This window comes from Marinomonas sp. G8-14 (assembly GCF_055808935.1).
This window is the reverse complement of the sequence record NZ_CM147891.1, coordinates 1,379,218-1,391,977: the sequence shown is the minus strand read 5'-3', so window position 1 is coordinate 1,391,977 and position 12,760 is coordinate 1,379,218. Positions and strand designations below refer to the sequence as shown.

Here is a 12,760-nt window from a genome sequence, read left to right as displayed (position 1 = left end):
GATAATTTAATGACATTAGCAGATCGTTGGTTGCTTCCTGAGGGCGTTGATGAGGCGTTGCCTGAGCAGGCTGCTAAAATCGAACACCTTAGAAGAACTCTGCTTAATCTCCACGAAAGCTGGGGATATCAATTAGTAATACCCCCTCTTTTAGAGTATTTGGATTCCCTCCTTACGGGTGCTGGTTCAGACCTAGAAATTGAAACCTTTAAAGTGATTGACCAGCTATCGGGTCGGCTTTTGGGGATACGTGCCGATTTTACTTCCCAGGTGGCTCGTATCGACGCTCATTGTCTTAAGGATGATGGGGTTCAGCGTTTGAGTTATTGTGGTAGTGTCTTAAGAACTATGCCGGCTGGCTTAGATGGTACTCGTAGCCCTATTCAGTTAGGGGCGGAAATTTACGGTCATGGCGGTGTAGAAAGTGATATCGAAGTGTTGTCTTTGATGTTGCAAACCTTGTCTGTTGCTGGCTTGTCTAATGTTGTGCTTGATTTGGGGCATGTAGATGTCGTCAGTGGTGTTCTTTCCGCTTGCGATCTAACGGCAGAACAGGAGGGTAAATTAATTGAGCTTTACAAAGCGAAAGATTTGCCTGAGTTAGATCGATACGTAGATGGTCTTAACGGTCTGCGCGACGTTCAGAAACAGTGGTTGGTAGGGTTGCCGCGTTTGTGTGGTGACAAGAGTGTGTTGCAACGCGCGTCTGAATTGCTTGGCAGTGTTAATGAATCTATTCGTGATGCTATTGTTTTGTTGCAAGATGTGAGTCGTTCTATTTGTCAGCGTTTTCCTAATGTTGGGCTGCATTTTGATTTAAGTGATTTGGTTTCTTATAGCTATCACACTGGTGTGGTATTTGCGGCTTACGTTCCGGGTCATGGCAATGCGATTGCTCGGGGCGGGCGTTACAATAATATTGGCGAGGTCTTTGGTCGACCTAGACCCGCGACCGGTTTTAGCACGGATGTAAAAGCCTTGGTTGCTTTGACGGATATTGTTGTCAATAAACCAAAAACAGTACTGTCGCCAATTTGCTCAAGTAACGAGTTGTGGCTGAAGGTGAATTCTCTGCGTGCTGAAGGTTATCAAGTTGTAGAGGTTTTGGACGACCATTACACTGGAGAAGCGGATTTTAAGTTGGATTTTGTGGATGGGGCTTGGCAGTTGCTGCCGGTTCGAAGCTAGACTTTTCTTTAAGAACTATCTAAATGAGACCTGAAATTATGGGTAAAAATGTTGTTATTCTAGGCACTCAATGGGGCGATGAAGGTAAGGGTAAGGTTGTCGACCTGCTTACTGAGGATGTTGCTGCAGTTGTACGTTTTCAAGGTGGTCACAATGCTGGCCACACCTTGGTGATCGATGGCAAGAAAACCGTCTTGCATTTGATTCCTTCTGGTATCTTGCGTGATGGTGTTCAGTGCATCATAGGTAATGGTGTTGTCTTGTCTCCGGCAGCATTGAAGACGGAAGTGCTTGAACTTCTTGAGCAAGGTGTGCCTGCCGTCGAGCGCTTGAAAATCAGTGCTGCTTGTCCATTGATTCTGCCTTACCATATTGCGATTGATCAGGCTCGTGAGCTTGCTAAGGGTGAGAAAAAGATCGGTACAACGGGTCGAGGTATTGGGCCTGCTTATGAAGATAAAGTAGCTCGCCGTGCTATCCGAGTTGGTGACTTGTTGGACTCTGAGCGCTTTGCTACTAAGCTGAAAGAAGTGCTTGAGTACTATAATTTTATTTTGACGAATTACCACAAAGTAGAGCCTATTTCTTTTGATAAGGTTTACGCTGAAGGCTTGGAAATGGCCGAGTTTTTGCGACCAATGGTGGCGGATACCATTACTTTGTTGCATGATTTGCGTAAAGCGGGTGCGAACATTATGTTCGAAGGTGCGCAAGGTTCATTATTAGATGTGGATCATGGTACTTATCCTTATGTAACATCTTCCAATACAACTGCGGGCGGAGCGCCTGCCGGTACAGGGTTTGGTCCTTTGTACTTGGATTATGTGTTGGGGATTACCAAGGCTTATACAACTCGTGTAGGGTCTGGTCCATTTCCAACAGAACTGTTTGACGAAGACGGTGAGCGTCTAGGTCGTCGCGGTCATGAGTTTGGTGCGACAACGGGGCGTTCGCGTCGTTGTGGTTGGTTTGATGCGGTGGCTTTGCGTCATGCGGTTCAGATTAACTCTGTATCTGGTATCTGCTTAACTAAGTTGGATGTGCTCGACGGTTCGTCTGTCATTAAAGTTTGTGTTTCTTACGCTGATGCTAATGGTAATCCAGTTGCGGGTTCGTTGGTTGATAGTGAAGGGTATGAGCAAGCCAAGCCTGTCTATGTCGAGATGCCTGGTTGGACTGAATCGACGGTTGGTGCGCCAAGTTTCGAAGCTTTGCCTAAAAATGCTCAAGACTATATTCGTTTCTTAGAAGAGCAAGTGGGTGTGCCTGTGGATATTATTTCTACTGGTCCAGACCGTAACGAAACGATTGTACTGCGCGATCCTTTCAAGCACTAAGTCGTAGCGTATTTTATTGGATGGTAAAAAAGCCGCATTTTGCGGCTTTTTTTGTTCTTGCGCCTAGCTAAGTTCATCATATTAGTATTCTTTGTAAATAGAGTGAAAAGAGGGGGAGGAGTTTGCTGGGCACTAAGGTAATATTTACAATTGAATTTATGGCGATGTAACCGTCTGCTAAATAATGGAAAAATGAGAGGAAATATTTATGGTTAAGTTATTGCTTGCTGATGATGATGCTCGTTTGTCGGATCTAATAAAGGAATACTTTGATGGTGAGGGCTATGAGGTTGCTCATGCTTGGAATGGTCGTGAGGCTTTAGAGCTGATGGCGGCTGATATGCCAGATATTATTATTCTGGATGTTATGATGCCGGAATTGGATGGTTTTGAAACGTTAAAGCAGATTCGTAACAAGAGTGCTGTGCCCGTTATTATGTTGACAGCAAAAGGCGATGACATTGATCGTATACTTGGTTTGGAGATGGGGGCAGACGATTATTTGTCAAAACCGTTCAACCCACGTGAGTTGCTGGCGCGTATTAAAGCGATTTTGCGTCGAGCTAGCCAAGAGCGCGAAGATGATCCAACAGCAGATATCGATCTTTCTGGTGTGTTGTTGCGTCGTAAAGATCGTACGGTTTATCTTGAGGGTGAATTGGTAGAGTTAACTACCTCTGAATATACTTTGTTGGAGTGTATGTTGATGGCCCCTGGTCAGGTGCTAACTAAGCAGGAGCTTTCTGAAAAAGCATTAGGCCGTAAGTTGACTATGTATGACCGTAGTTTGGATATGCATATCAGTAATCTGCGCAAGAAGATCGGCAATTTGGAAAATGGCGATCCGCGCATTAAAACAGTGCGTGGTGTTGGTTATATTTTTGTGTCAAATGAGCAGGGTGCTTAATTTTTTATGAAAAATACTTTTCTGCGTGTGTTTCTGGTGGTGTTACTGTCCAATATTATTGTAGTTAGTATTGGTTTAGGGATGGTGCAGTTTATTCAGAAACGCAACCAGGTGTCCGCTGATTTATTGGGTGATGTCGGTGTTCAGCTGGTCGCTGGGTATGAAAAGTTTGGTATTGTTTCTTTGCAAGAAGAAACGAAAAAGGCTGAGAAGCGTTTGTCTGGGACCATTTACTTGTATCAAGAAAATGGTCGACCCCTTCTTAAGCCTTTACCGCGTAATTTTAGAGAGCAGAATACGCCGAGTTCATCCACTCGGCCAGCGGCGGATTTCTTGCATAGTCAGTTTATTCAGGTAATTGGCGGTAATAATGTCCAATATTTACTGATATTTAAACCTGACCCTGAAATTAGTTCATTAGCGCCTGAGGCTGTGGTTGGTTTTTCTTTGCTTGGTTTGCTTGTTTCAAGTGGTGTGTTGGCTTATTGGTTGTTGGGGCCTTTGCTCAAGTTGCAGCGTGTGGCGCGTTCTTTTGGGCAAGGGGATATGACCGCTAGGGTAGAAAATAAGTTAGCACGAAGAAGCGATGCCGTCGGTAAGTTGGCGCGTGAGTTTAATGAGATGGCGGTGAGAATTGAAACATTACTGTCGTCCAAAGAGCGTTTGATGCGAGATGTTTCTCATGAGTTAAGAACGCCACTTGCTAGGATTGAGGTGGCGCTCACTATTGCGGAAGATAAGTATGGAGCGGAAGCGCAAAAGGGTTATCTTCACCGCATACGCACCGAACTGCATGAGCTTGATGAATTGATTGGTCAGGTGTTGACTTTAAGTCGCCTAGAGGCTGCCTCTCTTATAAAAGAAGAGATGGATCTTCAGGAATGGTTAAGTGAAATTGTTGCGGATGTGAGTTTTGAGAGTCAGCTTAAAGGGATTTCGGTGACGAAAATTGGTCGTATCCCGAAAACCATTTTAGGCGACCCTCTTCAATTGCGTCATGCAATTGAGAATGTGCTTCGTAACGCCTGTTTTTATGCAGGTTGTGGTGGAGTGATTGAGGTTGAAACTCAGGAAAAGGCAGGCACGGCCTTTATTTATGTGCGTGACAATGGTCCTGGTGTTTCTGATGATAAGTTAGAGAAAATATTCCACGCCTTTTATCGCTCTTCTGAGGCGAGAGAGGCGAATAGTGGTGGGTTTGGTGTGGGTCTTACTATTTCTCAGCGTATTATTCGTGCGCACAAGGGGCAAATAATGGCTCGCAATCGTGAAGAGGGTGGATTGGAAGTGTGTTTCCAGCTGCCAGTGGCTTAGGTGGTCTTCTAGAAAGAGTGTTGTATTGCGCTTTTGGAAAAAAGCCCTTGTTATTGTCTTCATAGGTAAGTAACATGCCCGTCGCAAGTTGGCTAGGCAGTCGCCGCTCGATTTATTGGGGGAGGAAAGTCCGGGCTTCGCAGGGTAAAGTGCCAGGTAACGCCTGGGGGGCGTGAGCCTACGGAAAGTGCAGCAGAAAATACACCGCCTAAGCAGTTTACTGCCGGTAAGGTTGAAATGGTGCGGTAAGAGCGCACCGCGCGACTGGCAACAGTTCGTGGCTAGGTAAACCCCACTTGAAGCAAGACCAAATAGGAACTCTTTGGCGTGACCCGCGCTGAGTTCGGGTAGGTTGCTAAAGACGTGCAGTGATGTACGTATTAGATGAATGACTGTCCACGACAGAACCCGGCTTATCGGCCAACTTGCAATTTCTTCTTCCTTTTATGTTTCCCTTTCAGGCTCATGCAGTCGACCTAATGGCTAGGTTGTTCTTTTAGTCTCTCATTACCTGAATTTTCATTTTAGTCTTTTTTTGTTTTGTTTTTAATCAAATGCCGCTTCATGAGCGGTTTTTTTGTGCCCGTTTTTTGTCTGTTTTCATTTTTACGCAATATTTTTTTACTATTTTGATAAAAAGGTGTTAAATTGTGGGATAAAGTGTCGATAAGTGGGATATGGCAATGTTTCGTGGGATTCATCAAGTAAGTATGGATGCAAAGGGGCGTATGTCGCTTCCTGCACGCTTGCGTGATGATCTTGCCCAATACGACGATGACGGCGTAGTGGTTACCATAGATCCTGTTTCTCGGTGTTTACTGCTTTACCCCTTGTCTGAGTGGGAGTTGATTCAGCAAAAGTTAGACAAGCTGCCAACTTTTCAGCCTCAGGCTAGACGTCTTCAGCGTCTATTGGTGGGACATGCAACTGATTTGGAAGTGGATAACGCGGGTAGAATTTTATTGCCTGCACCGCTGCGTGAATTTGCTCGCTTAGATAAGAAATTGACCATCCTTGGACAAGGCAAAAAATTAGAAATTTGGAGCCAAGAGGAATGGGAAGCTCAGCGTGAAGATTATTTGTCCCAAGATGCTCTTGTGGACTTACAAACAGAAACCATGATGGATATTTCTTTATGACAAAGACGATGGCAGAACACATAAGCGTCATGCTTAATGAGTCCGTCGATATGCTAGTAACCGACGTGAATGGTCTTTATGTTGATGGCACGTTTGGTCGTGGTGGCCATACTCGTTTGGTGTTGGAAAAACTCAATAAAGGACGTTTACTCGGTTTTGATAAAGATCCGGTGGCTATTCGTCATGGTAAATCTTTAGAGCAAGAAGATACTCGTTTCACTATCGTTCAAGACAGTTTTGCGAATATGGCGGAGCATATTTCTGCTGTATTTGGCGTGAATAAAGTAGATGGTGTGATGATGGATTTGGGGGTTTCTTCTCCCCAGATTGATGATGCTGAGCGTGGTTTTAGCTTCATGAATGATGGTCCGCTGGATATGCGAATGAATCCAGAGAAAGGCATTAGTGCCGCTCAATGGATTGCTTCTGTTCATGAAAAAGAGTTAGCAGATGTGATGTATCAATATGGTGAAGAGCGTTTTTCCCGTCGTATTGCAAAAGCCATTTGTGAATACCGTTCACATACGCCGATTTTAACCACTCTTCAGTTGGCAAAAATTATTGCGGAAGCAAACCCTGCTTGGGAAAAAGGCAAAAACCCTGCGACTCGGGCTTTTCAAGGTATTCGAATTCATATCAATAATGAACTAGGGGATTTGGAGGTGGGGCTGGATGCCGCCGCGCAAGCTCTAAAAGTGGGTGGGCGTTTGGCCGTTATTAGCTTTCACTCTCTTGAGGATCGAATTGTTAAGCGTTTCATGAAGTTAAAAGCAAAAGGGCCTGAGTTGCCAAGACATTTGCCGATTCAAAACGCGCACCTTGATATTAAGTTTAAAGCCGTGGGTAAGGCGATCAAACCATCTCAATCGGAAGTGAGTGAGAACGTCCGGTCCAGAAGTGCTGTGTTGCGTGTTTTGGAGCGAGTCAGTGATTAACGCGCGTTTTTTGCCGCTGATATTTATTGTTGGGGTTTTGGTTTTGACCATGGTGTCCATGGCGGTGGTGATTCAAGTTTACGATTTTAGAAAAGACTTCTCTTATCTTCAAACGTTGAAGCAGGATGAAGTGGATTATGAAGTGAAATGGGGGCAGTTGTTGCTTGAGCAAAGCGCACTAACCCAACCAAGTCGCCTAGAACAGGCGGCAATTAAAGATTTGCAAATGCATGCACCTTCTCAGGATGAATTGATAATAGTGAAACCATGAATATTGAAAACAGTGTTCAAACCCCAGGAAAATGGCGCTTTATCTTCGTATACGGCTTCGCATTGCTGTTGTTTCTTGTTGCCGGAGGCCGTCTCTTCTACTTAACGGTGGTGGATAAGGATTTTTTACAAAATCAGGGCGAAATTCGAGCCGTGAGAACAGAGGCTATTCCAGCCACCCGAGGCATGATACTGGACCGCCGTGGCGAGCCTTTGGCAGTGAGTACGCCGACGTGGACCATTATTGCGAATCCTAAGGCATTGTGGAAGTTGCCGCGAGATCCTTCTCAAAACGTGGGACCCGAAGAGGAGATTAAGCGTCTCGCTGAGGTGATGGGTGTTGGTAGAGCTTGGCTGCAAGAAAGGTTTGAAGCAAATAAAAGTCGCTCTTTTATGTATCTAAAGCGGCAAATACCACCCCATGAAGCCGACGCTATCATGGCGGCGAACGTGGTTGGTGTGAGTAAAACAAAAGAATACAAGCGCTTTTACCCTGCTGGTGAAGTAGCTGCTCATGTTGTTGGTTTTACCAATATTGATGATAAGGGGCAGGAAGGCATTGAACTTGCCTATGATCAGGCTCTAGAAGGGCAGCCTGGTCGTCGCAGTTATGTAAAGGATCTGACGGGGAATATTATTCGCGGTGTGGGTGTGGAAGAGGCTGAGCACCCAGGTGAAAATATTGAGTTGAGTATTGATCTTAGATTGCAATATTTGGCTTATCGAGAGTTGAAAGCAGCGGTGACAGAGCATCGTGCTACATCGGCGTCTGCGGTGATTTTGGATGTGAAAACGGGTGAAATTCTGGCGATGGTTAACCAGCCGTCCTACAATCCTAATGATCGCTCTAAACTTGAATACGAAGAGTTGCGTAATCGTGCGGTGATTGATCTGTTTGAGCCTGGCTCAACAATGAAGCCTTTCACTATTTCTGCGGCGTTGATGTCTGGACAATATACGACAGAAACGACGATTAACACGTCGCCAGGCTTTATGAGATTTGGGCGTTTTACCATTCGTGATGCGGCTAATTATGGTGTTATTGATTTTGAAAAACTGTTAATCAAGTCAAGTAACGTTGGTGCTTCTAAGATAGCCTTGTCACTTCCACAAGATGCTATTTGGAATATGGATTATGAGTTAGGAATAGGTTCTCCGGTGGGGATTGGTTTTCCTGGAGAGGCGTCAGGTGTGTTGCCTTCTCATCCTAAGTGGCACCCGTCAGAAATTGCAACCCTATCCTATGGCTATGGCTTGTCTGTTTCCACTCTTCAGCTGGCGCAGGCTTATATGACGCTGGCTAATGGCGGCTATCGAGTTCCAGTTACTATTTTCAAACAAGATGCTCCGGCCGACGGAAAGCAAGTGATTCCGAATAAAGTTGCTCAAGATGTGGTGAAAATGATGGAAGCCGTTGTGCAGCGAGGATCCGGCAAGGCCGCACAAATTCCAGGATACCGTGTAGCGGGTAAGACGGGTACGGTTCATAAAGTGGGTTCAAAGGGGTATGAATACGATCAATATATTGCTCTTTTCGCGGGTGTTGCTCCAGCATCTGACCCAAGACTGGCGATGGTAGTCATGATTAATGACCCTAAAGGTCGAGAATATTATGGTGGTGAAGTTGCTGCCCCTGTTTTTTCTCGGGTCATGGAAGGGGCGCTGACAACATTGAATATTTACCCTGATTTACCTGAAGGGACTCAGAGAAGTGCGTTTGCAGCCTAAGAAAGCGCCTTACCAAGTGGTGCAGGGTGGTTAGATGGGTCAAATTCATCATACTCAATTACTCGATTTGGCGGGGTGTCCTTTAGAGGACATTCCGCATTTTGCTGTTTATAGCCATTTGGAGACTGACAGTCGAAAAGTGGATGGCGATGCGGTGTTTTTTGCTTTGCCGGGCGTCGCATCAAATGGTTGGGATCACCTGGACCAAGTGGTTGCATTAGGTTGCAAAGTAGCGGTCGTTCCTGAATATCTTCATTTGCAGCGCAATGATATTGAGCTTCTGTCAGTTGCTGATCCAGCCAAGTTGTTAGTTGTATGTTTGCATGCATGTTTTGGACGCATGCCGAAAAACATGGTGGCGGTGACTGGTACGAATGGAAAATCTTCTATTTGTTTCTATGTGGCTCAATTGGCTCAATTTGTTGGCTTTAAGAGTGGTTTGGTGGGGACGTTTGGTGTGGGTCCCTTGGATAAATTGTCTGAGTCAAAACAAACAACGCCAGATCTTTTGTCAATGCACCTTATTTTGATGGCAATGGCGGACTCAGGTGTGGATTTTGTCGCTTTTGAAGCCTCTTCTCATGCTTTGGATCAGGGGCGTCTTGAAGGCGTACCCTTTCAGACTGCAGTGTTTTCAAACCTTTCTCGTGATCATCTTGATTATCATGGTGATATGAATTCATACGCACTGGCAAAGCAACGACTTTTTGCCTTTCCTAGTGTGGCGCATGCCATACTGTGTCTTGATGATTCCTATGTTGGTCTTATGGCTGAAGGTGCGGTTGATGCACATCGTTATTATTACAGTGAGCAACATTCAGCGGCCGACTTTTATGTTAAGCAGTTAGTGCTGGAGTCAGCAGGATGTCGATTTATTCTGTGTCATCCAGACGGTGAAGTGCCGGTGTTTTTACCCTTATTGGGTCGGTTCAACGTGCAAAATGCATTAGCTGCTTTGGCCAGTCTTTGGGCTTATGTTGATGACAAAGAGCGTTTGATCGCTGGTTTGTCCTGCTTGTCTGGCGCACCTGGTCGAATGGAAAAAGTCCATTTACCTCATTCACCGCTTGTTGTGGTGGATTATGCCCACACTCCCGATGCGTTAGCGGTGGCGTTACAAGCCTTGAAAGCGCATTCCAGTAGTCGGCTGATTTGTGTATTTGGTTGTGGTGGTGATAGGGATAGAGGTAAACGACCTTTAATGATGGCGGCGGCTATGCAAAATGCTGATTATGTATGGTTAACATCTGATAATCCTCGCACTGAGTCGATAGAGCAAATTTTTTCCGATATTTTAGCGCAAACCGATCAAGGAGAGGCTTTTAGTTTTGAGCCTGATCGTCGTGTTGCGATACGTCAGGCTATCTTATCCGCTGGCCCAGAGGATGTGATTTTGATTGCTGGTAAAGGGCATGAAACTTATCAAGATATTGAAGGTGTTAAGCATCATTTTGATGATAAAGAAGAGGCGTTGAGGGCGGTAGAAGCTTATGTTAATTGATTTGACTCTTTCGGATATCGCTCTGGCCTGTAATGGCAAGCTTGTTGGTGAGAACTGCGCTCTAAATGCGGTTGTCACTGATACTAGGAAGTTGTCTCCTGGTTGTCTTTTTGTGGCGTTGAAAGGTGCCCGCTTTGATGGGCATGACTATGTGAAGCAGGCGATTGATAATGGTGCGATCGCGGTTGTGTCTGAGTATGATGTTGATGTGCCTAATTATGTCAAAGTGGCAGATACCTCATTGGCTTATGGTGCCATTGCCCGCTTGATCCGTGGTGCTTTTAAGGTGCCTGTTGTATGTATTACTGGCAGTAATGGTAAAACAACCGTAAAGGATTGGTTAGCGCAGTCACTTTCTGGCAAAAATGTGTTAAAAACACGCGCCAATTTGAACAATCAGATAGGTGTGCCGCAAACGCTGCTTGAATTGGAAAAGCATCATGATGTTGCCGTGGTTGAGACAGGTACTAGTTTTTTGGGTGAAATCCCTTTATTGGCTAGAATTGCTTTTCCTGACGTAGTGGTCTTGACGAATGCGACTGGCAGTCATTTTGAAGGATTGGGTAGTCTCGAAGGCATTGCTAAAGAAAAAGGTGGTTTGATTTCGGGCGCTGCTCCTGATGCCAACATTATTCTTAATTCAGATGATGCCTTTTTTGATTATTGGTGTGGTATCGCGGACGGTAGAAAAGTGTATTCTTTTGGTTTTACTGAGTCTGCGGATTTGTATGCCTCTAATTTAGAATTGGGGGCGGAATCGAGCAGGGCGGTATTTCATTATCGAGGCGTTGCTCTTCCTGTGTGTGTTGGGGGCGCTGGTCGGCATCAGATTGCAAATGGCATGGCTGTGGTGTTGGCTATGTTAGTCATCGGAGTTGATTTTAAAGAAGCGGTCGCTAAATTGGCTTCGCCAGTGTTGGTTTCAGGCAGGTTAGAGCGTCTAAAAACAAAAAATGGCGCGCTATTAATTGATGATTGTTATAATGCCAGCCCGTCATCGGTCAAAGCGGCAATTGATGTATTGGCGATACAGTCGGTAGAAGAAACTTGGTTGATTTTAGGTGCGTTAGCCGAGCTTGGGGATCAGCGAGACAGTATTCATCACGAGTTAGGGGTGTATGCTAAGAGTAAAGGGATTTCGTGTTTGATTTGTGTTGGTCCTATAGCAGGTATTGCTGGCGCGGCTTTTCGAAGCGAAGGTGGTAATGCAATATTTTGTAATACGCATAATGAAGCGGCGACAGTAGTTCGTCCATTAGATAAAAAACACGCCATTTTAGTCAAAGGTTCTCGCTCGGCTAAGATGGAAAATGTCATTGAAGCATTAATTAATTAGGATATTCCTTACCAATGTTACTTCTCTTAACGGCTTATTTAAGTAAATACCATACATTTTTTACTGTATTTAATTATTTGTCTTTGCGCGCTATTTTGGGTGTTCTTACGGCATTGGCTATTTCTCTTCTTATTGGCAATAAAGTCATTGTCTTGTTGCAACGTTTACAAATTGGTCAAGCAGTACGTAATGACGGCCCTCAGACGCATTTGTCGAAAGCGGGAACGCCAACAATGGGCGGGGCGCTGATTATTTTTTCCATTTCTGTCAGTACCCTTTTGTGGGGGGATTTGCGCAATCAGTATGTTTGGGTCGTGCTGCTAGTGATGTTGGCATTTGGCGTTGTTGGCTGGGTAGATGATTACCGAAAAGTGGTAGAGAAAAACCCACGTGGTCTCCCTGGGCGCTGGAAATATTTTTGGCAAAGTGTATTTGGTCTCGCCGCTGCGTTTTATTTGTATTACACCGCCAGTACGCCCGCGGAAACAGCGTTGATTGTGCCTCTATTTAAAGATGTGGCTATTCCTTTAGGCGCGTTTTTTATTGTGCTGACGTATTTCGTTATCGTGGGTACTAGTAACGCAGTGAATTTAACCGATGGTTTGGATGGGTTGGCTATCTTGCCAACGGTCTTAGTGGGCGGTGCGCTGGGTGTTTTTGCGTATTTAACCGGCAATATTCGTTTTGCCGATTACTTGCTTATCCCTTATGTGCATGGTTCTGGAGAGCTGCTGGTGTTTTGTGCTGCGCTGGCTGGGGCGGGGTTGGGCTTTTTATGGTTTAACACCTATCCTGCTCAAATTTTTATGGGGGACGTGGGTTCTCTGGCGTTAGGTGCGGCGTTAGGCACGATTGCTGTTATCGTTCGTCAAGAGTTGGTGTTGTTTATTATGGGTGGCGTTTTTGTGATGGAAACAGTCTCCGTAATACTGCAAGTCGCTTCCTATAAGTTAACCAAACGACGAATATTCCGAATGGCACCGATTCACCATCATTTTGAGTTAAAAGGTTGGGCTGAGCCAAAAGTGATTGTGCGTTTTTGGATTATTACGGTTTGCCTCGTTTTAGTGGGTTTTGCCACCTTAAAAGTACGTTAGGAGTTTAG

At 45.1% G+C, this 12,760-nt stretch carries 11 protein-coding genes and 1 other RNA gene; all 12 read left to right on the top strand.

Features of this window, described 5'->3' with window-relative positions:
• Positions 1-9 precede the first annotated feature (9 nt).
• The 12 genes from AC0L6V_RS07145 to mraY all read left to right on the top strand — a co-directional run bounded on the left by AC0L6V_RS07145 (position 10) and on the right by mraY (position 12,752).
• The gene (locus AC0L6V_RS07145) at positions 10-1,188 is read left to right on the top strand and encodes an ATP phosphoribosyltransferase regulatory subunit (protein ID WP_409419596.1); all 1,179 of its coding nucleotides are present in this window, start codon (positions 10-12) and stop codon (positions 1,186-1,188) included.
• Between the two features lie 38 nt (positions 1,189-1,226).
• Entirely contained in the window at positions 1,227-2,525 is a 1,299-nt protein-coding gene (locus AC0L6V_RS07140; protein WP_265221151.1) for an adenylosuccinate synthase, read from the top strand.
• Positions 2,526-2,733: 208 nt separating this feature from the next.
• Positions 2,734-3,432, top strand: coding sequence for a response regulator transcription factor (locus AC0L6V_RS07135; RefSeq protein ID WP_111607258.1), 699 nt, complete (start codon positions 2,734-2,736; stop codon positions 3,430-3,432).
• Between the two features lie 6 nt (positions 3,433-3,438).
• Entirely contained in the window at positions 3,439-4,746 is a 1,308-nt protein-coding gene (locus AC0L6V_RS07130; protein ID WP_265220861.1) for a sensor histidine kinase, read from the top strand.
• Positions 4,747-4,830: 84 nt separating this feature from the next.
• Positions 4,831-5,178, top strand: an RNA gene (rnpB, locus tag AC0L6V_RS07125) — RNase P RNA component class A.
• A 251-nt stretch (positions 5,179-5,429) separates the two neighbouring features.
• Positions 5,430-5,885, top strand: a complete 456-nt coding sequence (mraZ, locus tag AC0L6V_RS07120) for a division/cell wall cluster transcriptional repressor MraZ (RefSeq protein ID WP_265221153.1) — start codon at positions 5,430-5,432, stop codon at positions 5,883-5,885.
• Positions 5,882-6,820 carry a 16S rRNA (cytosine(1402)-N(4))-methyltransferase RsmH gene (rsmH, locus tag AC0L6V_RS07115; protein WP_409419595.1) on the top strand — a complete coding sequence of 313 codons (939 nt, stop codon included), beginning with the start codon at positions 5,882-5,884 and terminating at the stop codon, positions 6,818-6,820. The genes mraZ and rsmH overlap by 4 nt, the downstream gene beginning before the upstream one ends.
• Entirely contained in the window at positions 6,813-7,091 is a 279-nt protein-coding gene (ftsL, locus tag AC0L6V_RS07110) for a cell division protein FtsL (protein ID WP_265220862.1), read from the top strand. The genes rsmH and ftsL overlap by 8 nt, the downstream gene beginning before the upstream one ends.
• A complete protein-coding gene (locus AC0L6V_RS07105) occupies positions 7,088-8,818 on the top strand; it encodes a peptidoglycan D,D-transpeptidase FtsI family protein (protein ID WP_418138876.1) in 1,731 nt (576 codons plus the stop codon). Before ftsL ends, AC0L6V_RS07105 begins: the two co-directional genes overlap by 4 nt.
• A 34-nt stretch (positions 8,819-8,852) precedes the next feature.
• Positions 8,853-10,319 (top strand): UDP-N-acetylmuramoyl-L-alanyl-D-glutamate--2,6-diaminopimelate ligase, encoded by a 1,467-nt coding sequence (locus AC0L6V_RS07100; protein WP_265220864.1) that lies wholly within the window; start codon positions 8,853-8,855, stop codon positions 10,317-10,319.
• Positions 10,309-11,655, top strand: a complete 1,347-nt coding sequence (locus AC0L6V_RS07095; protein WP_265220865.1) for a UDP-N-acetylmuramoyl-tripeptide--D-alanyl-D-alanine ligase — start codon at positions 10,309-10,311, stop codon at positions 11,653-11,655. The genes AC0L6V_RS07100 and AC0L6V_RS07095 overlap by 11 nt, the downstream gene beginning before the upstream one ends.
• A 14-nt stretch (positions 11,656-11,669) precedes the next feature.
• The gene (mraY, locus tag AC0L6V_RS07090; protein ID WP_265220866.1) at positions 11,670-12,752 is read left to right on the top strand and encodes a phospho-N-acetylmuramoyl-pentapeptide-transferase; all 1,083 of its coding nucleotides are present in this window, start codon (positions 11,670-11,672) and stop codon (positions 12,750-12,752) included.
• The last annotated feature ends 8 nt before the right edge of the window (positions 12,753-12,760 follow it).

Bases quoted from the DNA above. Each gene is read 5' to 3' on its own strand.
- AC0L6V_RS07145 (WP_409419596.1), top strand. From the start codon at position 10: ATGACATTAGCAGATCGTTGGTTGCTTCCTGAGGGCGTTGATGAGGCG.
- AC0L6V_RS07140 (WP_265221151.1), top strand. From the start codon at position 1,227: ATGGGTAAAAATGTTGTTATTCTAGGCACTCAATGGGGCGATGAAGGT.
- AC0L6V_RS07135 (WP_111607258.1), top strand. From the start codon at position 2,734: ATGGTTAAGTTATTGCTTGCTGATGATGATGCTCGTTTGTCGGATCTA.
- AC0L6V_RS07130 (WP_265220861.1), top strand. From the start codon at position 3,439: ATGAAAAATACTTTTCTGCGTGTGTTTCTGGTGGTGTTACTGTCCAAT.
- mraZ (WP_265221153.1), top strand. From the start codon at position 5,430: ATGTTTCGTGGGATTCATCAAGTAAGTATGGATGCAAAGGGGCGTATG.
- rsmH (WP_409419595.1), top strand. From the start codon at position 5,882: ATGACAAAGACGATGGCAGAACACATAAGCGTCATGCTTAATGAGTCC.
- AC0L6V_RS07105 (WP_418138876.1), top strand. From the start codon at position 7,088: ATGAATATTGAAAACAGTGTTCAAACCCCAGGAAAATGGCGCTTTATC.
- AC0L6V_RS07100 (WP_265220864.1), top strand. From the start codon at position 8,853: ATGGGTCAAATTCATCATACTCAATTACTCGATTTGGCGGGGTGTCCT.
- AC0L6V_RS07095 (WP_265220865.1), top strand. From the start codon at position 10,309: ATGTTAATTGATTTGACTCTTTCGGATATCGCTCTGGCCTGTAATGGC.
- mraY (WP_265220866.1), top strand. From the start codon at position 11,670: ATGTTACTTCTCTTAACGGCTTATTTAAGTAAATACCATACATTTTTT.